The organism is Blastococcus sp. PRF04-17 (genome assembly GCF_023016265.1).
GTDB lineage: Bacteria > Actinomycetota > Actinomycetes > Mycobacteriales > Geodermatophilaceae > Blastococcus_B.
On record NZ_CP095412.1, the window covers coordinates 2500125 to 2523103 of the forward strand.

Consider the following 22979-nt stretch of genomic DNA (forward strand, 5'->3'; position numbering starts at 1 on the left):
TGTGGTGCTGAGCGTGCGGGACGCTCAGGAGGCGAGGACCTCGTCGAGCAGGATCTCCGCCTTGTCCTCGTTGGTGCCCTCGGCGAGCGCGAGCTCGCTGACCAGGATCTGACGAGCCTTGGAGAGCATGCGCTTCTCACCGGCCGAGAGGCCACGGTCCTTGTCGCGGCGCCAGAGGTCGCGCACGACCTCGGCCACCTTGTTCACGTCGCCCGAGGCCAGCTTCTCGAGGTTGGCCTTGTACCGGCGCGACCAGTTGGTCGGCTCCTCGGTGTGGGGCGCGCGCAGGACCTCGAAGACCCGGTCCAGCCCCTCCTGACCGACGACGTCACGGACGCCGACGATCTCCGCGTTGTCAGCCGGCACGCGCACCGTGAGGTCGCCCTGAGCGACCTTGAGCACGAGGTATGCCTTCTCTACGCCCTTGATGGTCCGCTGCTCGATCGCCTCGATGAGCGCCGCGCCGTGATGCGGGTAAACGACGGTCTCGCCGACAGTGAAGCCCATGTGGATGTGACCCCTTTCGCTGGAGCCAGGCTACCACGGCAGACTGACGAACGGATCGGGAGCGGGCAGTAAATCTGCAGGTCAGAAGGCCGGTCAGGTGCGTCGGAGGGGTTGACAGAGCGGTGGTTGGTGTGCCTCGCCCGAGCCACGGCCCGCTGGGCGTCCTGCAGGCCATGGCGCTGGCCACGCACCTCGGCCCGACCGTCGCGGTGACGGTCGTGGCGACCCTGCTGGGCGTCGCCGCGGGGCTGCCCGCCCACCGGGCGGCACTGCTCTGCGCTGCCGTCCTCGCAGGTCAGGCGTCCATCGGTTGGAGCAACGACTGGCTCGACGCGGATCGGGACAGGGCCGTCGACCGGGCCGACAAGCCCGTCGTCCGGGGTGCGGTGACGCCCTCCCGGCTGCGTGCGGCGGCCGTCGTGGCCGTCGTCCTGGCGGTCTGCCTGTCCCTGCTCCTGGGCCTCGTCCCCGGAGTGCTGCTGCTCGTGCTGGTCGCCAGCGGGTGGGCCTACAACGCCGGCCTGAAGCGCACAGCTCTGTCCGCCGTCCCCTACGTGACCGGCTTCGGGGCGCTGCCCGCCGGCGTCGTGTCCGCGGCACCCGGCGCGCCGGTCGCCCCGTGGTGGCTGGTGGCGGCCGGCGGCGCGCTGGGCGCGGCCGCCCACTTCGCCAACGTCGCACCCGATCTCGAGGACGACCTGGCGACCGGCGTCCGGGGACTGCCGCACCGCCTGGGGGCCCGGCCGTCGGCCGTCCTGTGCGCCCTGCTCCTCGGCGCCGCCTCGGTGCTGCTCGTGACGGGGCCGGAGGGATCGCCGTCGGCGGCCGGCTGGCTGGTCCTCGCGCTCGCCGTCCCGGCCGTCGTGATCGCGGCCCTGGCCGGCTCGGCGCGGTTCCGGGGCGTGGCCTTCCCGGCGATCCTGCTCCTGGTCGTCGCCGACGTCGTCCTGCTGCTCGTCGGCGGGGCCACCCTCACCTGAGGCGGCGGCCGGGGCTCGCCGTCCGCCGCCTCGTCGTCAGTTGCGGCCGTTGCCCCGACCGCCGTTGCCGGCACCGGGGCCGTTGCCGTTGTCGTTGCCGTTGCCGGCACGGGAGCCGTTTGCCGCCCCGGGACCGTTGCCCGGGCTCCTGTCGTCGGCCCTGCCGTTCCCCGGGGTGCGGGGCTGGCTCGGGGCGGGGGCCGACGCGGCGCCGGTCCCGGGCTCGGCGGTGACGTCCGCGGCCGCGTCCAGCTCGACGCCCACCGACTCGAGCTCCGACTGCAGCTGGTCGCGGCTCATTCCCTTCTTCTGCGCCCACGCGCTGACCACGTCACCGAAGCGGAGGCCCATCTCGTCGAGCTCGGCCCGCATGACGCGGTCGCCGGCGACCGTGCTGACCCACTCCCCGAAGCTGTCGTAGTCGCCCGGACCGTTGTCGACCCACGCCTGAGCGGCCACCGCGACCTCGTCCAGGGGCGCGGCGTCGACGGACTCCTCGCCCTGGGTCGCGCCCGCGTCCGCCGGGTCGACGTCCGTGGCGGCCTCGGGAAGCGTCTCCTCCCCGGCGGCAAGGGGGTCCTCGGTCGCCGTCTCGTCCTCGGCGGCGACGGTGCCGACGATCGAGTCCTGGACCTCCTCACCGAGAACACCGGTGGCACCGGCACCGACGGCGACCACGATGACGACGCCGGCTCCGGTGGCGGCCTGGGCCACGGCACCGGCGGACAGCAGCTTGGCGAGGATGGCGGGGAAGATCATGGCGAAACGTCTCCGGTTCCGGGTCCGGGATCTCCTGCGCGACGGCGGGGTCCCGGCCGATCTGGCCGTCCGGGCGGACGGACTCGACTGGTCGGCGAGAAGACCGGTGGCCAGGAGCTGCGCCAGAGCGGCGTTCGGCCGCCCCGGCTCGGTGGCCGTCGCCCGGACCGCCTCGGCGAACACGGCCAGTCCGGCCGCCTCCTCCGGCACGGGCCGGCCGGCGAGGTAGGCCTCGAAGGCGTCCTCGACGGCGGTGTCGTCGGCTGGCGTGGTCATCTCGCCCCTGTCATCGCCGGACGGGCTGGGAGGGGTGCGCTCTTCCGAGAAGTTTTTTCCGGAGTCGTCCCGGGCCGGGCGTCGACGCGGTCGCGGAGGCTGCGCAGTCCCCGACGCTGGAGCGCCTTCACCGCGGGGACGGACCGGTCGAGCACCTGCGCCACCTGCTCGACGGTGAGGTCGGCGAGGATGCGCAGCAGGAGCACCGACCGCTGGTCGCCGGGCAGGGTGCCGCAGAGCTCGTGCACCCTCTCGGCACCGATGCGCAGCAGGACGTCGTCCTCCACGTCGCCGCCGACGTGCTCGGTGAGGTCACCGGGGTCGTCGGCCACCTGCGGACGGCGGCTGCGCCGGCGCCAGTCGTCGACCAGCCGGCGGTGGGCGATGGTGAACACCCAGGAGCGCAGGTCATCCTCGTCGCCCCGGAAGCCGGCCAGACCGGTGAACACCCCGAGAAAGGTCTCGCTGGCCAGGTCGTCGGGTTCGGCCGCTCCGTGCAGCCGCAGGTAACCCGTGACGGCCGGGGAGAGATCGCGGTAGAGCACCTCGAACGCCCAGCCCGCGCCTGACTGCGCCGCGACGAGGACGTCGTCGAACACCACACCCGTCCGCATCGCGCCCTCCCCTGGTGGTCGGTGACTCCTTTCTCATCGGCAGGTCGGCTCCGGAGGACCACCGGGCACGCCCCGGGAGACAGGACGCGCCGTCCGCGGGCCTTCCCTCCGGGCGGAGTCCCCCGGCCGCCCGTTAGGCTCCGCTCGACCCGCGTTCGGCGATCCCGCCGGCGCGGACCCTGTTGTTGCTGCTGGAGGTCGACGGCTGTGAACCGCGCGCTGCGCGCCGCCACGATGGGCGTGCTGCTTCTGTCCCCCGCCGCGCTGACCGCGTGCGGCGCAGGTCAGGTCACGCAGACCGCCACCCAGGACCGGGACAAGACCGGCGGCCAGGCCCAGGTCGGCGACATCACCCTGCGCCAGGCCGCGCTCGAGAGCCCGCGCGGCGGCAGCTACGACGACGGCGACGACGCCGACCTGCGGCTGGCCATCGTCAACACCGGCCGTGCGGCCGACACCCTCACCGGGATCGAGGGCGAGGGCTTCGCCGAGGCCGAGATCGACGCCGACGGCGAGGACGAGCTCGAGATCCCGGCCGGCCGGACCGTCTTCGTCGGTTCCGACGGTGACGCGGAGATCACCCTCACCGACCTCGACGAGGGCCTCACCACCGGCCAGTACCTCACGCTGACCCTCATCTTCGAGGAGGCCGGGGAGGTCGAGCTGCGGGTGACCGTCGCGACCCCCGACGAGGCCCGGGAGCGCGAGGAGGCCTTCGACTTCCACCACGAGGAGGGGCACTCCGAGGAGGGCGTCGAGGACACCGCCCGCGAGCGGGAGTCGGCCGAGGACAACTGACCCTCGGTCAGCTCGCGGGAACTGTCGGTGCCGGCCGCTAGCGTCGGCCGTGTGGCTGCCTCCGGAGTGAAGACCGCTCGACCCGCCCACCGCTGCACCGAGTGCGGCTACACGTCGGCCAAGTGGGTCGGTCGCTGTCCCGAGTGCCAGGCGTGGGGCACGATCGCGGAGTTCGGGGCGCCTGCGGCCGCTCTCCGCGCCGTCGCGGCAGGGCCGGTCACCGCTCCGGCCCGTCCCATCGCGCAGGTGGAGCTCGCCGGGGCACGGGCCGTCCCCACCGGCATCGACGAGTTCGACCGCGTGCTGGGCGGCGGGCTGGTCCCCGGAGCGGTGCTGCTCGTCGCCGGCGAGCCGGGCGTGGGCAAGTCGACGCTGCTGCTCGAGGTCGCCCACCGCGTGGCCGAGCGCAGCGGCCCGGCCCTGGTCGTCTCGGGTGAGGAGTCCGCCGGCCAGGTGCGGCTGCGGGCCGAACGCATCGGCGCCCTGCACGAGAACCTCTACCTGGCGGCCGAGACCGAGCTGTCCGCCGTCCTGGCGCACGTGGAGCAGGTCGAGCCGACGCTGCTCATCCTCGACAGCGTGCAGACGGTGCGCTCGCCCGCCGTCGACGGCACCGACGGCGGCGCCAGCCAGGTGCGGGCTGTGGCGGGCGCGCTGACCGCGGTGGCCAAGAGCCGCGGCATGACGACGATCCTGGTCGGACACGTGACCAAGGACGGCGCGATCGCCGGCCCGCGCACGCTCGAGCACCTGGTCGACGTGGTCGTCGCGTTCGACGGCGAGCGGCACTCGACGCTGCGGCTGGTGCGGGCGACCAAGAACCGGTTCGGTCCTGCCGACGAGATCGGCTGCTTCGAGATCGGCGACTCCGGCGTCGTGGGAGTGCCCGACCCGTCGGCGCTCTTCGTGTCCCGGCGGGTGGCCCCGGTGCCCGGCAGCTGCGTCACGGTGACCCTCGAGGGCAGCCGGCCCCTGCTCGCCGAGGTGCAGGCCCTCGTCGCCGGGTCGGGCGGCGGCGGCTCACCGCGGCGGGCGGTGAGCGGGCTGGACTCACAGCGGGTGGCCATGGTGAACGCGGTCGTCGAGCGCCGAGGCGGCATCAAGCTCGCCGACGCCGACGTCTTCGCCGCCTCGGTGGGTGGCGTGCGCATCGCCGAGCCGGCCGCAGACCTGGCACTCGCCCTGGCCATCGCCTCGGCGCAGAAGGACCGCCCGCTGCCCTCCGGCGTCGTCGCGATCGGCGAGGTCGGGCTGTCCGGGGAGATCCGCCGCGTCGGCGGCACGGGCCGACGCCTCGCCGAGGCCGCGCGGCAGGGTTACAAGGTCGCGCTCGTACCGCCCGATGCCGGCGCTGCACCTCCCGGCATGCGGCTGGTCGAGGTCCCCGATCTCGGCGCCGCCTTCCACCGGCTGTTCTAGCTCTCTAGAGTCTCGTTAAGCGGCGCGGAGCAGGGGTGCGGGCCGGGTCGGCACGACCCGAGCAGCGACTCCCCTGGCCCGCGCCACGTAGACTCGGCCCCCGTACCACTCGACCGTCAGGAGCGCTCGTGCCCACCGAGGTGGATCCCGAGGTCGCGTTGCGCGAACTCCTCGGCCGTATCGCCCCCGGGACCGCGCTCCGCGACGGCCTGGAGCGCATCCTGGCCGGCCGCACGGGTGCGCTGATCGTGCTCGGCTACGACCGGGTGGTCGAGTCGCTGTGCACGGGCGGGTTCGCCCTCGACGTCGCGCTGTCGGCCACCCGCCTGCGCGAGCTGGCGAAGATGGACGGCGCGGTCATCGTCTCCTACGACGGCACGCGGATCGTCCGAGCTGGCGTCCACCTGATGCCCGACCCGACGATCCCCACCGAGGAGTCGGGCACCCGGCACCGCACCGCGGAGCGGGTCGCCCTGCAGACCGACTTCCCGGTCATCTCGGTCAGCCAGTCGATGCACATCATCAGCGTGTACGTGGCCGGGCGGCGGTACACGCTCGAGCACCCGACCACCATCCTGGCCCGCGCCAACCAGGCCCTGGCGGCCCTGGAGCGCTACAAGCTCCGCCTCGACGAGGTGGCCAGCACGCTGTCGGCGCTGGAGATCGAGGACCTCGTCACCGTCCGCGACGCGATGAGTGTGAGCCAGCGGCTGGAGATGGTGCGGCGCATCGCCGACGAGATCGAGGGCTTCGTCGTCGAGCTGGGCACCGACGGTCGGCTGCTCGCCCTGCAGCTCGACGAGATGCTGGCCGGTGTCGAGGAGGACCGCGGCCTGCTCGTCCGCGACTACATGCCGGGCGGGGGACGTCGTCCGCGGACGATCGAGCAGGTGCTGACCGACCTGCGGGCGCTGACCGCCACCGAGCTGCTGGACCTCTCCGCGGTCGCCCGCTGCTACGGCCTGCCCACGTCGCCCGACGCGCTCGACTCCCCTGTCAGCCCGCGCGGGTACCGGCTGCTCAACCGCGTGCCCCGGCTGCCGTCGGGCATCATCGACCGGCTCGTCGACCACTTCGGGGGGCTGCAGAAGCTCCTCGCGGCGACCATCGAGGACCTGCTGGCCGTCGAGGGCGTCGGCGAGGCGCGGGCCCGCGGCATCCGCGAGGGCCTCTCCCGGTTGGCCGAGACCTCGATCCTCGACCGCTACAGCTGAGCTCAGGCCGACGGGCAGCCGGCCCGGAACCACTCGCGCAGGCCGATCCCCGAATCGACCGGCCGGTCGTCGCCCTTGTCCACGGTCAGCACCCGGCCCGTGCGCGGGTCCAGGACCGTGTGGGAGCCGTCGTCCTCGTCGATGACCCAGTAGGCCGTGCCGGCCAGGTCGACGACCAGGACTTCCCTCGCCGCGACGATCCGCCGGCTGCCCACGCGCAGCCCGTCGTAGCGGTCGACCAGGGCCGCGAGCTCCGCCGGCGGCGTCCCGTGCGACTCCAGGACAGCACGGGCCGCCGGACCGCCCGGAACCGCCGTCACCGGGCACATCTGCGGCAGTGACCCGAGCCAGTCGCGCAGCCATGCCCGCAGTCCCGGCAGCTCGGTGGGCCCGGCGAGGTCGAGCGCACCCCGGGAGGCCGCACGCAGGGCTCGCGTGTCGACCTGCGGCCGTCGCGGCAGCCGCGCGTCGGACTCCATCTCGAGCGTGGTCAGGAACCCGCCGGCCGACACCTGCAGCCGGACGCGCACGGGAACTCCGCGGGTGGTCGTCGTCGGGACCCAGTCGCTCGTCCGGTCCTCGTCCAGATCCACGAGATCGCCGGTCGTCCACTCTTGCTCCACCCGAAGGGCCGTTCGCGTCCTCCGGCGCCGGACGCGCGACCGCGCGAACTGACGGGCCAGGACCTCAACCCTCGGATCCTCCACTGCGGCAAGCACCGCCTCGACGATCGCGACCTCGTGCGGCCGGGGGAACAGCCATGGGAGGACGCCCTGCTGTCCCACGTCAGCCCAGGGTCAGCGGTGCCGGCGGCGAGAGCGCGGTGTCCAGGCGAGCACTGAGCAGGTAGTTGCCCGGCGGCGGGGGCACTCGCTGCCCGGCGCAGCCCGGCTGGCTGGTGAGCCCTCCCCAGACGAGCGGGGTCGACACCGCCTCCCCGGGGCGAGCGTGCGGAGGTCGTCGCTCTCCTCCGGGAAGCAGTCGTTGCTGCCCCACACCCGGTTGCCGCCCCCGTCGTGCAGCTGCATCTCCTGCAGCTCCTTGTCGAGGGCGCGCACGCAGGGAACGGCGGACACGTTCCGCACCACCAGCTCGAACGTCGGCTTGCTGCCCACGGCTGCAGTCCCCGGCGAGCGGACCGTCACCTCGACCATGCTGTCCGTGCAGGGGTCCCCGGCCCGGGGACCGGCCGGAGCGGCAGCCGTCTCCCTGGCGTCCGGCGCGGCAAGAGGGACCGCGGGCGGGCTGGGCATGGCCACCCTGGCCACCGAGGGGACGACGCGGTCCAGCTCGGGCGTCCGCGGCGGTGGCCCGGACGCGGCCGACCCGGCGGCGGCACCGGCGTCGTCCTGGTCGATGACGGTGATCCCGAGCCACGTGCCGCCGCCCAGGACGGCCAGCAGGGCGGTCAGCACGACGAGTCTGCGCCGCCAGTAGACGCGGGCGGGCAGCGCGCCGACCGGGTGCCACACGCCGCGAACGCTAGTGGTCGCCGGCGGACGGACCGGCTCGGCACGCCGCTGGCAGCGGTTGGGCACACTGGGTTCCCGTGACACCCCAGGAAGTCCGCCGGTCGACCGGCGAGGCGATCGTCGAGTGGTACGCCGTCGCGGCCCGCGATCTGCCCTGGCGCCGTCCCGGCGTGGATGCGTGGGCCGTCCTGGTCAGCGAGGTCATGCTGCAGCAGACGCCGGTGGCGCGGGTGGAGCCGGTCTGGCGCGAGTGGCTGGACCGGTGGCCCCGCCCGGCAGACCTGGCCGCCGTCGCGCCCGCCGACGTCATCCGCGCCTGGGGGAAGCTCGGTTATCCGCGACGGGCGCTGCGGCTGCGGGAGGCCGCCGCCGCGATCGTCGAGCGGCACCGCGGCGTCGTCCCCTCGTCCGTGGCCGAGCTCGAGGCGCTGCCGGGCATCGGCACGTACACCGCCCGCGCCGTGGCGTGCTTCGGCTTCGGCCAGCCGCAGCCGGTGGTGGACACCAACGTCCGTCGCGTCGTCGCCCGCGTGCTGCACGGCCGCGCCGAGGCCGGCAACGCCCGCACCGCGGACCTCGCCGACGTCCTCGAGCTGACGCCGGCCGACCCGGACCGCGCCCGGCGCTTCTCCGTGGCCGCGATGGAGCTCGGCGCGCTGGTCTGCGTCGCCGGCACGCCCCGCTGCGGCATCTGTCCCGTGCGGGACCGGTGCGCGTGGCGGCTGGCGGGGTCGCCCGCGCACGACGGGCCTGCTCGGCGCGGGCAGAAGTTCGCCGGCACCGACCGGCAGGTGCGCGGGAAGCTGCTCGACGTCCTGCGGGCGGCGCACGAGCCCGTCGATGCGGCGGCGCTCGATGCGGCCTGGGGCGACCCGGTCCAGCGCTCACGGTGCCTGGACTCGCTGATCACCGACGGTCTGGTCGAGCAGACACCCGACGGCCTCTTCCGCCTCCCCGTCGGGGATCAGGGAACCTGATCGTCGAGCGTCCTCCCTCACGTCGTGCGGTGAGGGAGGACGCCGCATGATCAGGGCAGCTGATCGTGGCGCGGGCGGCGGCTGATCGTCGGGGTGGGACGGCGCGGGCGGGGGCGGACGGCGAAGGGGCCGCCCCACCTCGCGGTGGGAACGGCCCCTTCGGTCGTGCTGAGGACTACTTGGCGTCGGCGGCCGGGCCCTCCTCGTCGGACCCACCCTCGGCGCCGGAGAGGGCGACCGGCGGGGTGTCGGGCAGGTCGATGGGCTTGGCCTCGCCGCGGAAGGTGAACTTCGCGTCGGTCCCTTCGCCCTCGACGTCCACCACGATGATCTGACCCGCGGTCAGCTCGCCGTAGAGGATCTTCTCCGACAACGCGTCCTCGATCTCGCGCTGGATCGTCCGGCGCAGCGGACGGGCACCCAGCACCGGGTCGAAACCACGCTGGGCCAGCAGCTTCTTGGCCGCCGGGGTGATCTCGAGCGACATGTCCTTGTTCGCCAGCTGGGTCTCGACCCGGTTGACCATGAGGTCGACGATCTCGATGATCTCGTTCTCGGTCAGCTGGTGGAACACGACGATGTCGTCGATGCGGTTGAGGAACTCCGGCCGGAAGTGCTGCTTGAGCTCCTCGTTGACCTTGAGCTTCATCCGCTCGTAGTTGCTCTGGGTGTCGTTGCCGACCTGGAAGCCCAGACCGACGGCCTTCGAGATGTCCCGCGTACCGAGGTTGGTCGTGAGGATCAGGATCGTGTTCTTGAAGTCCACGATCCGGCCCTGGCCGTCGGTGAGCCGGCCGTCCTCGAGCACCTGCAGGAGCGTGTTGAACACGTCCGCGTGCGCCTTCTCGATCTCGTCGAAGAGGACCACCGAGAACGGCTTGCGCCGCACCTTCTCGGTCAGCTGGCCACCCTCGTCGTAGCCGACGTAGCCGGGAGGGGCACCGACCAGGCGCGACACGGTGAACCGGTCGTGGAACTCTCCCATGTCGATCTGGATGAGCGCGTCGTCCTCACCGAACAGGAACTGGGCCAGCGCCTTCGCCAGCTCCGTCTTACCGACACCGGAGGGGCCGGCGAAGATGAAGGAGCCACCGGGACGGCGCGGGTCCTTGAGGCCCGCACGCGTGCGCCGGATCGCCTGGCTGACGCTCTTGATGGCCTCTTCCTGGCCGATGATCCGCTTGTGGAGCTCGTCCTCCATGCGGAGCAGACGGGTCGTCTCCTCCTCGGTGAGCTTGAAGACGGGGATGCCGGTCCAGTTGGCCAGCACCTCGGCGATCTGCTCGTCGTCGACCTCGGCGACGACGTCCATGTCGCCGGCCTTCCACTGCTTCTCGCGCTCGGCCTTCTCGGCGAGGAGCGTCTTCTCCTTGTCGCGCAGCGACGCGGCCTTCTCGAAGTCCTGCGCGTCGATCGCCGACTCCTTCTCGCGGCGGATGCCGGCGATCCGGTCGTCGAACTCGCGCAGGTCCGGCGGCGCGGTCATCCGCTTGATCCGCATCCGGGCACCGGCCTCGTCGATCAGGTCGATCGCCTTGTCGGGGAGGAAGCGGTCGGAGATGTACCGGTCGGCCAGCGTCGCCGCGGCCACCAGGGCCGCGTCGGTGATGCTGATCCGGTGGTGCGCCTCGTAGCGGTCGCGCAGGCCCTTGAGGATCTCGATGGTGTGCTGCAGCGTCGGCTCGCCGACCTGGATCGGCTGGAATCGGCGCTCGAGCGCGGCGTCCTTCTCCAGGTGCTTGCGGTACTCGTCGAGCGTGGTCGCGCCGATGGTCTGCAGCTCACCGCGGGCCAACATCGGCTTGAGAATGCTGGCGGCGTCGATCGCGCCCTCGGCGGCACCCGCACCGACGAGCGTGTGGATCTCGTCGATGAACAGGATGATGTCGCCGCGGGTGCGGATCTCCTTGAGGACCTTCTTCAGCCGCTCCTCGAAGTCACCGCGGTAGCGGGAACCGGCGACGAGCGCACCGAGGTCCAGCGTGTAGAGCTGCTTGTCCTTGAGCGTCTCGGGCACCTCGCCCTTGACGATGGCCTGGGCCAGGCCCTCGACGACGGCGGTCTTGCCGACGCCGGGCTCGCCGATGAGGACCGGGTTGTTCTTGGTCCGCCGGGACAGGACCTGCATGACCCGCTCGATCTCCTTGGCCCGCCCGATGACCGGGTCGAGCTTGGAGTCGCGCGCGGCCTGGGTCAGGTTGCGGCCGAACTGGTCGAGCACCAGCGAGGTCGAGGGGGTGCCCTCGGCCGGGCCGCCGGCCGCGGCCGGCTCCTTGCCCTGGTAGCCCGAGAGCAGCTGGATGACCTGCTGGCGGACGCGGTTGAGGTCGGCGCCGAGCTTCACCAGGACCTGGGCGGCGACGCCCTCGCCCTCGCGGATCAGGCCGAGCAGGATGTGCTCGGTGCCGATGTAGTTGTGGCCGAGCTGCAGCGCCTCGCGCAGCGACAGCTCCAGCACCTTCTTCGCCCGCGGGGTGAAGGGGATGTGGCCGGACGGAGCCTGCTGGCCCTGGCCGATGATCTCCTCGACCTGCTGGCGGACGCCCTCGAGCGAGATGCCGAGGGACTCGAGTGCCTTGGCAGCGACGCCCTCACCCTCATGGATCAGACCCAGGAGGATGTGCTCGGTGCCGATGTAGTTGTGGTTGAGCATCCGGGCCTCTTCCTGGGCCAGGACGACGACACGGCGGGCTCGGTCGGTGAACCGTTCGAACATCTGCTGCTTCTCCTTCGACCGGCTGGTCCGGCACTGCTCTCCCCCGTCCAGGGAAGGAGCACCCGACATCCGTCGGCGCTGGGGGGCACCGGTCTTTCCACTGTAGTCGCGGACCACGACGTCCTGTCGGCGTGCGACAGAGGCGTGGGGTGGCTGTCCGGTCCAACCGGCGCGGGGCCGCCCGGATTTCCCCCGGCGTTACGCCGTCAGCGGACGGAGGCGGCGGCGCAGATCACCGCAGGTGGAGTGCGAGGGACGCCGATCCCGCGCCCTGGCACTCCGCAGGACGTGGGGCCGGGGACGACGACGGCCCGGCCCCCTGGAGCGGGGACCGGGCCGATCGGCGCTGACACGCGCGGGCCGTCGCAGCAACCTCAGAGGTGCTGCGACGTCACGGGTGCTCTCTCAGTGCGCGGCCTCGTAGGCCTCGACGACGCTGGCGGGGATGCGGCCGCGGTCGCTGACGGCGTGACCGTTCTTGCGGGCCCAGTCGCGGATCGCGCCGGCCTGCTCGCGGTCCATGCGGCCACCGGTGGCGCGGGATCGGCCGCCGCCGGACGCGCGGGAGCCGCGACCGACCTTCCGCGCGGCCGAGATGTAACGGGAGAAGGCGTCGCGCATCTCCTTGGCGTTCTTGTCCGCCAGGTCGATCTCGTACGACGTGCCGTCCAGTGCGAAACTGACCGTCTCGTCGGCCGACAGGTTCTCGTCGAGGTCGTCGCTCAGGATGACCTGGACCTTGCGCGCCATTAAGGATCCTCACTTCTCGCAACGGCTGTTGCCGGACTGGAATTGTCTCCCCGTTGTGGGGACCATACCATTGCCGCACACGGCGACACCATTATGCCCAATCGCGTGGCTAAAGGTGCGAGTTTCAAGGAAAACCGACGGGAAGCGGACCGTCCTGGTTTCACTGAGAAGAAAGCGGACGCACCAGCGGGAACAGGATTGTCTCGCGGATTCCGAGGCCGGTCAGCGTCATCATGAGCCGGTCCATGCCCATGCCCATGCCGCCCGTGGGGGGCATCCCGTATTCGAGCGCCTCCAGGAAGTCCTCGTCGAGCGCCATCGCCTCCGGGTCGCCGGCCGCGGCCAGCGCCGCCTGCGCGGTGAACCGCTCCCGCTGCGCGACCGGGTCGACCAGCTCCGAGTACGCGGTGGCCCGCTCGACACCGCCGATGTAGAGGTCCCACTTCTCCGCGAGGCCCGGCTCCGAGCGGTGCGCGCGGGTCAGCGGTGAGGTGTCCAGCGGATAGTCGACGACGAACGTGGGTGCCTGCAGCGCGTGCTGCACCAGGGCCTCGAACAGCTCCTCGACCACCTTGCCGGGCAACCACGCCGGATCGACGCCGACGTCGTGCTTGTCGGCGACCGCCCGCAGTTGCTCGACCGGGGTCTGCGGCGTGATCTCCTCGCCCACCGCGTCGGACACCGCGTCGTAGAGCCGCAGCTGCGGCCACTCACCCGACAGGTCCACCTCGGTCCCGTCGTGGTGGCGCGCGACGTGGTCGCCGAACAATGCCGACGAACACTCCTGGATCAGCTCGCGCGTCAACGTGGCCATCACCTGGTAGTCGGCATAGGCCTGATACGTCTCCAGCATCGCGAATTCTGGCGAGTGGGAGCTGTCGGCTCCCTCGTTCCGGAAGTTGCGGTTGATCTCGAACACCCGGTCCAGTCCGCCGACGATGCACCTCTTCAGGAAGAGTTCCGGTGCGATGCGCAGGTAGAGGTCGAGGTCGAAGGCATTCATGTGCGTGCGGAATGGCCGGGCGGCGGCGCCCCCGTGCACCGTCTGCAACATCGGCGTCTCGACCTCGAGGAACCCCCGGGCGGTCAGACCGGCTCGCAGCGTCGACATGACGGTGGCCCGCTGGCGGACCGTGCGCCGCGCCTCGTCCCGGACGATGAGGTCCACGTACCGGCGCCGGACCCGCAGTTCCTCGCTCATCGGCTTGTGCGCCACGGGCAGCGGCCGCAGCGCCTTGGCGGTCAGCTGCCAGGAGTCCGCGAAGACCGAGAGCTCCCCGCGGCGCGACGTCCCGATCTCCCCGGTCACCAGGACGTGGTCCCCCAGGTCGACGTCGGCCTTCCAGGCCGCGAGCGACTCCTCGCCCACCCGGTCCCGGGAGAGCATCACCTGCAGCTCGGCGTCGCCCTCCCGGAGGGTGGCGAAGCACAGCTTCCCTGTGTTGCGGAAGAAGATCACCCGACCGGTGACGCCGACGGTCTCGCCGGTCATGGCGTCGGGCTCGAGGTCGGGGTGGGCGGCGCGGACGGCGGCGAGCGTGGTCGTCCGCTCGACGGTCACCGGGTACGGATCGATGCCGTTCTCCCGCAGCCGGTCGAGCTTGGCCCGGCGCACCCGCATCTGCTCGGGGAGTTCCTCGCTGCCGCCGTCGTCGCCGATGGGTCCGTCGCTCACGGTCCGAGAGCCTACGGACGGCGGACGACGCGGAACTACCTGGCCTGGTGCCGCTCGAAGGCCAGCCGCAGCCCGTGCACGGTGAGGTCGGGCTCCCTCTCCCCGATGGAGCGGCAGCTGTCCACGACCAGGGACGAGAGCCCGCCGGTGGCGACGACGACCGGCGCGGCGCCGAACTGCCCGACCAGCTCGGCGGCGATCCTGCTGACGAGCCCGTCGACCAGGCCGGCGAACCCGAGCACCAGGCCGGACTGCAGTGCGGCGACCGTGTTCTTGCCGATCGCGTGCGGCGGGCAGGTGAGCTCGACCGAGCGCAGCTGGGCCGCGCGGGTGGCCAGGGCGTCGAGGCTGACCTCGACCCCCGGGGCGAGGGCGCCACCGAGGAACTGGCCGTCGGGACCGACGGCGTCGACGTTGGTCGACGTGCCGAAGTCGACGACGACGACCGGCCGGCCACGGCCGTCGGGCCAGCGGCCGAACAGCTCGTGCGCGGCCAGCGCGGTCACGACGCGGTCGGCACCGACCTCGCGCGGATTGTCCACGTGCAGCGGGACGCCGGTGCGCACGCCGGGTCCGATGAGGACGACCGGCACGTCGAGGGAGTCCAGCAGCTGGCGCAGCGCGGGCAGCAGCGCCGGGACGGTGGAGCAGGCCGCGACCCCGGTGATCTCGGTGTCGCGCAGCAGGCCGCGCCACAGCATCCGCAGCTCGTCGGCGGTGGCGCGGGGCGCGGTCGTCACCCGCCAGCAGTCGATGCGATGGTCGCCGTCGAAGGTCGCGAGGACGGTCTGGCTGTTGCCGACGTCGACGGTCAGCAGCACGCGGTCACCGGATCGGGACGCCGAAGTCGCTGCGCTGCTGGTCGGCCGCGCCCGGGACGGGCGCCGAGGGGTCGCCACCGAGCTCCACGATCCGGTTGGCTCCGTCGACGTGCACGACCTTGGGGAGGTAGCTCTTCGCCTCGGTCTCGTCCATGACGCCGTAGCTGATCATGATCACCAGGTCGCCGGGGTGCACGAGGTGCGCCGCTGCCCCGTTGATCCCGATCACGCCGCTGCCGCGCTCGCCGGGGATGACGTAGGTCTCCAGCCGGGCGCCGTTGGTGACGTCGACGATCGCGACCTGCTCACCGGGCAGCAGGTCGGCGGCGTCGAGGAGGTCCTCGTCGATGGTCACCGAGCCGACGTAGTGCAGGTCGGCCTGGGTGACCGTCGCACGGTGGATCTTGGACTTGAGCATCGTGCGCATCATCGGGGCTCTCCCAGCTGGACGGCGATGTTGTCGAGGAGTCGGGTGGTGCCGGCGCGGACGGCGACGAGCAGGCGGGCCGGTCCGGCGGTCGGTGCCGCCCGAGATCTGGATCGGTGAGTTCGAGGTAGTCCTGGAGCAGCGACGGCTCGGTGTCCAGCACCGAACGGGCGGCCGAGAGGACGGCATCCGCTCCTCGCGGCCCGGCGGCCGCTCCGGCGCGCAGCGCGGCCGACACGGTGACGGCGGCGGCCCGCTGCTCCGGCGCGAGGTACCGGTTGCGGCTGGACAGCGCCAGGCCGTCGTCCTCCCGGACGGTCGGCACGCCGACGACCTCGACGCCCAGCGCGAGCTCACGCGCCATGGCCCGGATCAGGGTGAGCTGCTGGTAGTCCTTCTCGCCGAACAGCCCGACGTCCGGGCGGACGAGACCGAAGAGCTTGGCCACCACGGTCAGGACCCCGGCGAAGTGCCCGGGCCGGACGGCGCCCTCCAGCACCGAGCCGAGCGGGCCGGGGTCCACCGCGACGCCGGCGGCGCCGGGCGGGTAGACCTCCTCCACCGGCGGGTGGAAGACCACGTCGGCGCCCTCGTCGGCCAGGGCGGCGAGGTCGGCGTCCCAGGTGCGCGGGTAGCGGTCGAAGTCCTCGCCGGGGCCGAACTGGGTCGGGTTGACGAACACCGAGACGACCACGGTGGCCGCCCGCTCCCGGGCGGCTCGCACCAGCGTCCGGTGCCCCTCGTGCAGCGCGCCCATGGTGGGCACGAGGGCCACGGGGCCGGGAAGGTCGTCGACCAGCTTGCGGAGGTCCGCGACCGTCTCGGCGACGACGGGCCGGCCGGTCACCGCGACCCCGCCGTGTCCTCGTCGAGGTTGCCGGCCAGCAGGTCGAGCAGCGGCGCGGCCTCGTGCTTCCTGAGCCGGCCGGCGGCCAGCGCGCGCTCGGTGGTCCGCTCGGCCATGGCGACGTATGCGGCCACCGACTTCGGCGCCCGCTCGGAGAGGGTCTCGAGGTGGTCGCGCACCGTACCGACGTCGCCACGGCTGACCGGGCCGGTCAGGCCGCGGTCCCCGCGGCGGAGTCCGTTGTCGAGCGCGGCGGTCAGCAGCGGCGCCAGCACCCGGGCGGGGTCGGGGACGCCGGCGCCGCGCAGCATGTCGGCCGCCTCCGCGACGAGGGTGACCAGGTGGTTCGCGCCGGTGACCAGCGCCGCGTGGTACAGCTTCCGGTCCGCCTCGGCGACGAAGAACGGCTCGCCGCCCATCTCCAGGACGAGGGTCTCGGCGACCGCGCGGTGCTCCTCGCGGCTGGTCACGCCGAACGGCACGCCGGGCAGGCGGTCGGCATCCTCGGGAGCGCCGGAGAAGGTCATGGCGGGGTGCAGCGCCAGCGGCAGCACGCCGGCGCGCTCGGCGGGGGTCAGCACGGCGAGCCCGTGCGCGCCGGAGGTGTGGAACGCCAGCTGACCGGCCCGCCAGGCGCCGGTCTCGGCGAGGCCGGCCACCAGACCGGGCAGGGTGTCGTCCGGAACGGCGAGGACGACCAGGTCGGAGGCGGCGACGACCTCGTCGGCGGGGACGAGGGGCACGCCGGGCAGCAGGCGCGCGGCGCGCTCGGCGGAGGCGGCGGACAGCCCGGAGGCGGCGACGACGTCGTGGCCGGCGTCGGCGAGCGCGGCGCCGAGGACGGCGCCGACACGGCCCGCGCCGATGACGCCCACGCGGAGGCGGGCGGGCGCGGTGGCCGCCGGATCGAGTCCGGCGGCGCGATGGGTCCTGCGGCGAGCAGGCATCGGTGCACCTCTCGTTCCAGTCCCTCGCGGGTACCGGACGTCGGGAGCGGCTCCCGTCGTTGGAAGCCGTCGAGCTCGTGCTGGTGGTGCGGTCCTGCAGTGGCGTCGTCCCGCTGCAACCGGCTGTGTCGCGCGGGTGGCACGCCGAAGGCGAGTCTGTGACCGGTTCCGGCCTCCCGCAACGGCTGCGGCATGTGTCGTCGCTCACCCGCCCGTGCGCGACCCCTCGTTCGGGTGGCTCGGCGCGTCCCTACGGTGGGCCGCATGAGGAGCATGGACGGGCGGACGGCGCTGGTGACCGGGGGCAGCCGTGGGATCGGGCTGGCGATCGCGCAGAGTCTGGTCGACCGGGGAGCCCGGGTCGTGGTGACCGCGCGCAAGCCGGAGGCGCTCGCCGAGGCGGTCGAGGCGCTCGGCGGTCCGGAGGTGGCCGTCGCCGTCCCCGGTCACGCGGGCGACGCCGGACACCGTGCCGAGGCCGTCCGCACGGCCGTCGAGACCTTCGGCAGCCTCGACATGCTGGTCGGCAACGTCGGTGTCAACCCGGTCTACGGCCCCATGGTGGACCTGGAGCTCGACGCCTTCCGCAAGATCCTCGACACCAACGTCGTCTCGTCGCTGGGCCTGGTCCAGGAGGCGTGGCGCGCATGGATGCGCGAGCACGGCGGTTCGGTGCTCTTCGTCGCCTCGGTCGCGGGCCTGCGCAGCTCCGAGAACATCGGCGCGTACGGCGTGAGCAAGGCGGCGGTCATCAACCTCACCACCCAGCTGGCGGTGGAGCTCGGCCCCGCGGTGCGGGTCAACGCGGTGGCGCCGGCCGTCGTGAAGACCCGGTTCGCCGGTGCCCTCTACGAGGGGCGCGAGGCCGAGGTGGCCGCGGGGTACCCCGCCGGGCGGCTCGGGGAACCGGCCGACGTCGGGGAGGCGGCAGCCTACCTGCTGGGCGAGGGAGCCGGCTGGGTCACCGGCCAGACCCTGGTGCTCGACGGCGGACGGCTGTCGGTCGGCCGGTAGGGCGTGGTCAGCCCCGGCCGAGCACCCGGGCCAGGACGTCGTCGGGCTCGTCCTCGTCCCGGTAGCGGCGCCGCCGCCGGCCTCCGGCGGTGGGGGCCACCCCGTTCTCGGCGAGGATCTGGTCGAGCCGCTTCTCCTGGCCGGGTCCGGGCCGTCCGTCGGCCGCCGGCTCGTCGCGGACGGCGACCCGGTACCCGCCCCGGTCGTCGATGCGGACCGGGGGCGGACCCGCCGGGACGACCGGCCGCTGCGTGGTCGTGGCGCCGGCGGCCTCGGGCACGGGGCCTTCGTCGTCCCCGCGGCGCCGGCGAGGAGATGCCGCGGCCGGGTCGAGCAGCGAGCGGGCCGCGAGCCACTCCAGGGGCGACGGCGGCTCCTCCGGCGGACGGTCGACCGGCGGAGGGACGGACAGCGGGAAGGCGGAGGTGGCCGGTGGCTGCTCCGTCGACGACCAGAGACGCGGCTCCGACGCCGGCTCCTCGGGCTGGGCGGGCGGCACCGGTGGCGGCCGGTAGGCGGCCACGGACGGCGGCACGAACGCCGGCGGCGGGGCGACGCTGCCGAACGCCGCGGTGGACGGGGCGTCCCAGCGACCCGGCTCGGGCGCCGGCACCGGAGGCCGCGCGGTCGACCGCTCGACCCGCACCTGCTCGAACTGCTGGGTCGGCGGGTGCGGCTCGTCGAGGCGGACGGCCGGCCAGCCGCCGGTCAGCTCCCGCGGGGGCCGGCCTCCTCCCACGAGGATCCGGCATCGAGGGCGCGGCCTGGGGCCTCCAGCCGGTTGGCGTCGCCGGAGAGCCGGCTGGCCTGGGTCCGCATGACGATCCGCTCGACGAGCATCTCGCTGGACAGCTGCTCGGTCAGCTCGGCGCGCAACCGGCCCATGTCGGCGCGCAGCTCGGCGAGCTCGGCCAGCTCCTCGCGCATGGCGGCCAGCGACGCGACGTCGTCGCGCAGGGAGGTCAGCGCGGTGACGTCGTCTCGCAGCGCCGCGACGCGCGCCACCTCGTCGCGCAGATCGGTCAGGGCAGCGATGTCGCCGCGCAGCTGCGCCACCCGGGCGACCTCGTCGCGCAGTCCCGAGAGAGCGGCGATGTCCCCGCGGAGTGCGTCGAGCTCCTCGCGCATGGAGTCCTCGGCCTCGCGGCGCAGCTCGTTCTCGAGCTCCAGCTCGTACTCGCGTCGGGCGGCGACCTCGCGGTCGAGCTCGGTCTCGTAGGCATGGCGCAGCTCGGCCTCGCGGGCCCGTGCGGCGACCCTGTCGGCGGTGCGCCGTCCGGCGGCGTACGTGGCCAGCACGAACGCCCAGGCCACCGCGAGCACCGCGACCTTGAGCAGCTTCGGGTTGTCGGTGAAGAACACCGCGAGCGTCGCGGCCGCCGCGAGGAGGAAGCCGCCGGCCTGGATGAGCGTCCGGGTCGCGGGGGCGCCACGGTGAGGAGCGACGACGTCGTCCTCACGGCGGGGCATGGCCCAAGCGTAGCGGCGGACGCACTCCGAGTCCGGGCAAGGAAACGAGGTGGCTGCGACAGTGGGTGGGTGAGCCTCGACCTGCTCGACTGGCGGCGTCGGGTCGCCGAGCTGTACGCCGCCGCCCGCAGCGCCCGGGATCCCGAACGGGGGTGGCGGACCTGGCGGGACGGCCGTGACGAGCTGTTCGCCGGGCATCCGCAGTCGCCGCTGGGGCCGGAGGTCCGTGGCAGGTTCCGCGGGCTGCCGTACGCCCCGTACGACCCGGATCTGCGTTTCGAGGCCGCGGTGCTGCCGGCCGATGCCACGCGGCTGGCGGTGCCGACCGCGGACGACGGCGTCGTCGCCCTGGAGCGGTTCGCCGCCGTGGAGATCGTCGGTCCCGGCCGGCTGGACCTCTGGTGGGTGAGCGGCTACGGCGGCGGCGTCTTCCTGCCACTGCGGGACGGCACCGCCGGGACGACGAGCTACGGCGGCGGCCGCTACCTGCTGGACACGATCAAGGGCGCAGACCTCGGTGGGGAGGACGGGCGGCTGGTCGTGGACCTGAACTTCGCCTACCACCCGTCGTGCGCCTACGACCCGCGCTGGTCCTGCCCGCTCGCACCGGAGGGCAACCGATCGACCGCGTCGGTCGACGCGGGCGAGCGGCTACCCCCGGCGGCTGGTACTGAGCGGAGTGCCAGGGCGCGGAGAACGCGCCCGTGGCACTCCGCTCAGTCCTGGGCGAGCGCGCCGTCGGAGCTGAAGACCAGGCCCATCGAGACCTCGCCCTGCTGGATGGCGGCCTTGGTGAGCGGTCCGCCGGTGTCGCCGTACTCCCGGAACTCGGCGAACTCGAGACCGTAGGTCTCCTCGAGCCCCGGCTGGCAGTAGGGACGCTCGGGGCACTCGGCGGGGCCGCCCAGGACCAGCGAGCCGTCGTCGCAGGCCTCGGCCAGCTCCGACAGCGTGGTGACGCCGACCTGCTCGGCGAAAGCCGTGGTGACGGCGAAGGCGTTCTGATCGACGGCGTCGGCCGGCTCGCCGAAGGCCAGCCCGGCCTCGGCGGCCAGCGGCTGCAGCGCCTCGAGCGTGGCGTCGACGTCACCGCTGGCGACCTGGTTGGCCTCGTCGCCCTCCAGGAACTCGGTGACGGTGGCGAGGTACTCGGGGAAGACCTGGATCTCCGTACCGGCCTTCAGCGCCTCCAGGTACAGCTCGCGGCTGCCGACCTCCCGGACGGTGGCGTCGAACCCGGCGGCGGTCAGCACGTTCGCGTACACATTGGCCAGCACGACGGATTCGGTGAAACCGGCTCCGCCGACGGCGATGGCGCCGCTGCCCTGCTCGAGGCCCTCGGTCACCCCGCTCTCCTCGACCCAGGCGGCGGCGACGTCCTGGGCGCTCTGCCGCTCGACGTCCACGGCGGCGTTCATGTTCACCAGGTCTTCGGTGGTGAGGACCGCCGAGACGGCGTTCAGCGCCGGCAGGAGCGCCGGCTGCGCCTCGGCGGTGGCCGCGTGCACCGCGGGGATGACGTTGTCGGCGTTCTGCAGCGCCTTGTCGTCCTCGAGGACCACGAGCTGGTCGCCGGGGACAGGGGCGCAGGTTTCGCCCGAGGCCTGGGTCGTGTCGCTGTCGGTGCTGCCGCCGGTGCCGGAGGAACCGGATTCGCCGCAGGCCGCGGTCAGGGCGACCGCGAGAGCCAGGGGAGCGATGATCGAACTGCGTGCGCGCATGGCGTGACGCCCCGCCTTCTGTGTCCCGTGGCGGTGTCTTCCACCACGCGTGTCTGGCGGGAGGACTCCCGCGGAGCACATGCAACCGCGCAGATCGCTTGCGCGCAATCGATCTCCGGCGACGCGTTGCCCTTCCGTTACCGCCGGGACGTCAGAGCGGCATGCCGGAGGCGGTCGGCTCCGGCGTGGCGACAGCCTGCGACCGAGGACGCAGGAACGGCAGGCGCCGCCTCCCGGGCGAGACCAGCCAGCTTCCGACGACGAGGACGAGTTCGGTGAGCAGCGACAGCGCGGCGATCAGGAGGGCGCCGGCGATCAGCAGCCCGTAGTTCTGCTGGCCGAAGCCGAGGGTGATCAGCCGGCCAAGCCCACCGCCGCCGACCAGCGCCGCCAGACCCGCCGTGGCGACGACCTGCACGGCCGCCGTCCGGATGCCGGTCATGACCAGCGGCAGGGCGAGCGGCAGGTCGACGCGGCGGATCACCTGCCCGCGCCGCATGCCCATGGCGCGGGCCGCCTCCCGCACGTCGGGATCGACCCCGCGGAACCCGACGAAGGTGTTGGTGAGGATGGGCGGGAAGGCGAAGACGGCGAGCGCGATGGTGGCCGCGCGGTTGCCGAAGCCGATGTCGCTGACGGCGAAGAGGGTGAGCAGCGCCAGCGTCGGGACGGCGCGGCTGACGTTCGACAGGACGACGACGGCGCCACCGCCGCGCCCGCTGGTGCCCAGCGCGATGCCGATCGGCAGCGCCACCGCCATCGCCGCCAGGACGGCCACCGCGGAGATGGCCAGGTGCACGCCCAGCAGGTCCAGGATCCCGTTGGGCCGCGTCCAGTTGAACGGGTCGTTGAGGTAGACGACGGCCTCGCCGAAGGCGTTCACGACCGGACCGCCCGGGTCCAGGGTGTCAGCAGGCGTTCGACACCGGCGAGCAGCACGTCCGCGGCCAGGGCGAGCAGCACGCACCCGAGGGTGCCGGTGACGATCTGGGCGCGGTAGAAGTTGGCGTTGAAGCCACCGGTGATCAGCTGACCGAGACCGCCGTGACCGACGAGGACCCCCACGGTGACCAGCGCGACGGTCGAGACGGTGGCGATGCGCAGCCCCGCCATGAACGCCGGCAGCGCCAGCGGGAGGTCCACCTGCGCGAACCGGCGCACCGATCCGTAGCCCATGCCCCGCGCCGCCTCCCGCACGTCGTCGGGCACGCCCTGCAGCCCCGCGAGGAAGTTGCGCACGAGGATGACCAGCGAGTACGCCACCAGGCCGATGAGCACGGTGGTCGCCGACAGCCCGGTGAAGGGGAAGATGAAGGCGAACATGGCCAGCGACGGGATGGTGTAGACGATCGTCGACAGCCCGAGGATCGAGCCGGAGAGCAGCCGGCTCCGTCGGGCGAGCAGCGCCAGCGGCAGGGCGATCAGCGCTCCGAGCAGGACGGCGCCGGCGGTGAGCCGGACGTGCTCGCCGGCGTAGCGCAGAATGGTGGACCAGTTCTCGACCACGTAGGTTCCGTCGAACCACGGGTTCGGGGCCTCGTCCGCAGCGAGCACCGGGCCGGACAGCGCGCTCAC

23 protein-coding genes and 1 pseudogene are annotated in these 22979 nt (G+C 73.2%); 7 read left to right on the top strand and 17 right to left on the bottom strand.

The window, feature by feature from the left end:
- Positions 1-24 precede the first annotated feature (24 nt).
- Positions 25-507 carry a CarD family transcriptional regulator gene (locus MVA48_RS12725; protein ID WP_246980866.1) on the bottom strand — a complete coding sequence of 161 codons (483 nt, stop codon included), beginning with the start codon at positions 505-507 and terminating at the stop codon, positions 25-27.
- A 131-nt stretch (positions 508-638) separates the two neighbouring features.
- Between MVA48_RS12725 and MVA48_RS12730 the strand changes: the two genes are divergently transcribed.
- Positions 639-1487: a UbiA family prenyltransferase gene (locus tag MVA48_RS12730; protein WP_246980867.1), complete on the top strand. Its 849-nt coding sequence runs from the start codon at positions 639-641 to the stop codon at positions 1485-1487.
- A 36-nt stretch (positions 1488-1523) separates the two neighbouring features.
- On the opposite strand, the gene MVA48_RS12735 is transcribed toward MVA48_RS12730, so the two are convergent.
- Positions 1524-2522 carry a hypothetical protein gene (locus MVA48_RS12735; RefSeq protein WP_246980868.1) on the bottom strand — a complete coding sequence of 333 codons (999 nt, stop codon included), beginning with the start codon at positions 2520-2522 and terminating at the stop codon, positions 1524-1526.
- Positions 2519-3136 (bottom strand): RNA polymerase sigma factor, encoded by a 618-nt coding sequence (locus tag MVA48_RS12740; RefSeq protein ID WP_246980870.1) that lies wholly within the window; start codon positions 3134-3136, stop codon positions 2519-2521. The genes MVA48_RS12735 and MVA48_RS12740 overlap by 4 nt, the downstream gene beginning before the upstream one ends.
- A 207-nt stretch (positions 3137-3343) precedes the next feature.
- Between MVA48_RS12740 and MVA48_RS12745 the strand changes: the two genes are divergently transcribed.
- The 3 genes from MVA48_RS12745 (at position 3344) to disA (ending at position 6567) form a co-directional block, all read left to right on the top strand.
- The gene (locus tag MVA48_RS12745) at positions 3344-3934 is read left to right on the top strand and encodes a copper chaperone PCu(A)C (protein ID WP_246980872.1); all 591 of its coding nucleotides are present in this window, start codon (positions 3344-3346) and stop codon (positions 3932-3934) included.
- Positions 3935-3985: 51 nt separating this feature from the next.
- Complete coding sequence (gene radA, locus MVA48_RS12750; RefSeq protein ID WP_246980874.1) at positions 3986-5353, top strand: DNA repair protein RadA; 1368 nt, start codon at positions 3986-3988, stop codon at positions 5351-5353.
- A 128-nt stretch (positions 5354-5481) separates the two neighbouring features.
- Positions 5482-6567 (top strand): DNA integrity scanning diadenylate cyclase DisA, encoded by a 1086-nt coding sequence (gene disA / locus MVA48_RS12755; RefSeq protein WP_246980876.1) that lies wholly within the window; start codon positions 5482-5484, stop codon positions 6565-6567.
- Between the two features lie 2 nt (positions 6568-6569).
- On the opposite strand, the gene MVA48_RS12760 is transcribed toward disA, so the two are convergent.
- Together MVA48_RS12760 and MVA48_RS12765 are read right to left on the bottom strand one after the other, a co-directional pair.
- The gene (locus MVA48_RS12760) at positions 6570-7160 is read right to left on the bottom strand and encodes an SUKH-4 family immunity protein (protein WP_246980878.1); all 591 of its coding nucleotides are present in this window, start codon (positions 7158-7160) and stop codon (positions 6570-6572) included.
- 204 nt (positions 7161-7364) lie between these two features.
- Positions 7365-8039, bottom strand: coding sequence for a MucR family transcriptional regulator (locus MVA48_RS12765; protein WP_246980880.1), 675 nt, complete (start codon positions 8037-8039; stop codon positions 7365-7367).
- Between the two features lie 77 nt (positions 8040-8116).
- On the opposite strand from MVA48_RS12765, the gene MVA48_RS12770 reads away from it, so the two are divergent.
- Positions 8117-9016, top strand: coding sequence for an A/G-specific adenine glycosylase (locus tag MVA48_RS12770; RefSeq protein WP_246980882.1), 900 nt, complete (start codon positions 8117-8119; stop codon positions 9014-9016).
- Positions 9017-9191: 175 nt separating this feature from the next.
- Here MVA48_RS12770 and MVA48_RS12775 read toward each other — a convergent pair whose 3' ends face one another.
- The 7 genes from MVA48_RS12775 to MVA48_RS12805 form a co-directional block, all read right to left on the bottom strand.
- Entirely contained in the window at positions 9192-11732 is a 2541-nt protein-coding gene (locus MVA48_RS12775) for an ATP-dependent Clp protease ATP-binding subunit (protein ID WP_246980885.1), read from the bottom strand.
- 405 nt (positions 11733-12137) lie between these two features.
- On the bottom strand, positions 12138-12482 hold the full coding sequence (locus tag MVA48_RS12780) for a histone-like nucleoid-structuring protein Lsr2 (RefSeq protein ID WP_246980887.1): 345 nt from the start codon (positions 12480-12482) through the stop codon (positions 12138-12140).
- A gap of 160 nt (positions 12483-12642) precedes the next feature.
- Positions 12643-14157: a lysine--tRNA ligase gene (lysS, locus tag MVA48_RS12785; RefSeq protein WP_246980890.1), complete on the bottom strand. Its 1515-nt coding sequence runs from the start codon at positions 14155-14157 to the stop codon at positions 12643-12645.
- Between the two features lie 35 nt (positions 14158-14192).
- On the bottom strand, positions 14193-14978 hold the full coding sequence (locus tag MVA48_RS12790) for a type III pantothenate kinase (protein ID WP_246980892.1): 786 nt from the start codon (positions 14976-14978) through the stop codon (positions 14193-14195).
- A gap of 4 nt (positions 14979-14982) precedes the next feature.
- Positions 14983-15396 carry an aspartate 1-decarboxylase gene (panD, locus tag MVA48_RS12795; RefSeq protein WP_246980893.1) on the bottom strand — a complete coding sequence of 138 codons (414 nt, stop codon included), beginning with the start codon at positions 15394-15396 and terminating at the stop codon, positions 14983-14985.
- Positions 15284-16252, bottom strand: coding sequence for a pantoate--beta-alanine ligase (panC, locus tag MVA48_RS12800; protein ID WP_246980894.1), 969 nt, complete (start codon positions 16250-16252; stop codon positions 15284-15286). The genes panD and panC overlap by 113 nt, the downstream gene beginning before the upstream one ends.
- Entirely contained in the window at positions 16249-17199 is a 951-nt protein-coding gene (locus MVA48_RS12805) for a Rossmann-like and DUF2520 domain-containing protein (protein ID WP_246980895.1), read from the bottom strand. The genes panC and MVA48_RS12805 overlap by 4 nt, the downstream gene beginning before the upstream one ends.
- A 264-nt stretch (positions 17200-17463) precedes the next feature.
- On the opposite strand from MVA48_RS12805, the gene MVA48_RS12810 reads away from it, so the two are divergent.
- Positions 17464-18213 carry an SDR family oxidoreductase gene (locus tag MVA48_RS12810; protein ID WP_246980896.1) on the top strand — a complete coding sequence of 250 codons (750 nt, stop codon included), beginning with the start codon at positions 17464-17466 and terminating at the stop codon, positions 18211-18213.
- A 7-nt stretch (positions 18214-18220) separates the two neighbouring features.
- Here the strand turns inward: MVA48_RS12810 and MVA48_RS12815 are convergent, their stop codons facing one another.
- Positions 18221-18952, bottom strand: a complete 732-nt coding sequence (locus tag MVA48_RS12815) for a hypothetical protein (RefSeq protein WP_246980897.1) — start codon at positions 18950-18952, stop codon at positions 18221-18223.
- Positions 18922-19683, bottom strand: coding sequence for a DUF6779 domain-containing protein (locus MVA48_RS12820; protein ID WP_246980899.1), 762 nt, complete (start codon positions 19681-19683; stop codon positions 18922-18924). The genes MVA48_RS12815 and MVA48_RS12820 overlap by 31 nt, the downstream gene beginning before the upstream one ends.
- Before the next feature lie 288 nt (positions 19684-19971).
- On the opposite strand from MVA48_RS12820, the pseudogene MVA48_RS24185 reads away from it, so the two are divergent.
- Positions 19972-20274, top strand: a pseudogene (locus MVA48_RS24185) (DUF1684 domain-containing protein); the annotation flags it as partial.
- A gap of 125 nt (positions 20275-20399) precedes the next feature.
- On the opposite strand, the gene MVA48_RS12830 reads toward MVA48_RS24185, so the two are convergent.
- From MVA48_RS12830 to MVA48_RS12840, 3 genes are all read right to left on the bottom strand, one after another.
- Positions 20400-21404, bottom strand: a complete 1005-nt coding sequence (locus MVA48_RS12830) for a glycine betaine ABC transporter substrate-binding protein (RefSeq protein ID WP_246980901.1) — start codon at positions 21402-21404, stop codon at positions 20400-20402.
- Positions 21405-21555: 151 nt separating this feature from the next.
- On the bottom strand, positions 21556-22287 hold the full coding sequence (locus MVA48_RS12835; protein WP_246980903.1) for an ABC transporter permease: 732 nt from the start codon (positions 22285-22287) through the stop codon (positions 21556-21558).
- The gene (locus MVA48_RS12840) at positions 22284-22979 is read right to left on the bottom strand and encodes an ABC transporter permease (RefSeq protein WP_246980905.1); all 696 of its coding nucleotides are present in this window, start codon (positions 22977-22979) and stop codon (positions 22284-22286) included. The genes MVA48_RS12835 and MVA48_RS12840 overlap by 4 nt, the downstream gene beginning before the upstream one ends.

Excerpts from the sequence above, each read along its gene's own strand:
- MVA48_RS12725 (WP_246980866.1), bottom strand. The coding sequence starts at position 507 with ATGGGCTTCACTGTCGGCGAGACCGTCGTTTACCCGCATCACGGCGCG.
- MVA48_RS12735 (WP_246980868.1), bottom strand. The coding sequence starts at position 2,522 with ATGACCACGCCAGCCGACGACACCGCCGTCGAGGACGCCTTCGAGGCC.
- MVA48_RS12740 (WP_246980870.1), bottom strand. The coding sequence starts at position 3,136 with ATGCGGACGGGTGTGGTGTTCGACGACGTCCTCGTCGCGGCGCAGTCA.
- MVA48_RS12775 (WP_246980885.1), bottom strand. The coding sequence starts at position 11,732 with ATGTTCGAACGGTTCACCGACCGAGCCCGCCGTGTCGTCGTCCTGGCC.
- MVA48_RS12780 (WP_246980887.1), bottom strand. The coding sequence starts at position 12,482 with ATGGCGCGCAAGGTCCAGGTCATCCTGAGCGACGACCTCGACGAGAAC.
- panD (WP_246980893.1), bottom strand. The coding sequence starts at position 15,396 with ATGCTCAAGTCCAAGATCCACCGTGCGACGGTCACCCAGGCCGACCTG.
- MVA48_RS12805 (WP_246980895.1), bottom strand. The coding sequence starts at position 17,199 with ATGCCTGCTCGCCGCAGGACCCATCGCGCCGCCGGACTCGATCCGGCG.
- MVA48_RS12810 (WP_246980896.1), top strand. The coding sequence starts at position 17,464 with ATGAGGAGCATGGACGGGCGGACGGCGCTGGTGACCGGGGGCAGCCGT.
- MVA48_RS12820 (WP_246980899.1), bottom strand. The coding sequence starts at position 19,683 with ATGCCCCGCCGTGAGGACGACGTCGTCGCTCCTCACCGTGGCGCCCCC.
- MVA48_RS12830 (WP_246980901.1), bottom strand. The coding sequence starts at position 21,404 with ATGCGCGCACGCAGTTCGATCATCGCTCCCCTGGCTCTCGCGGTCGCC.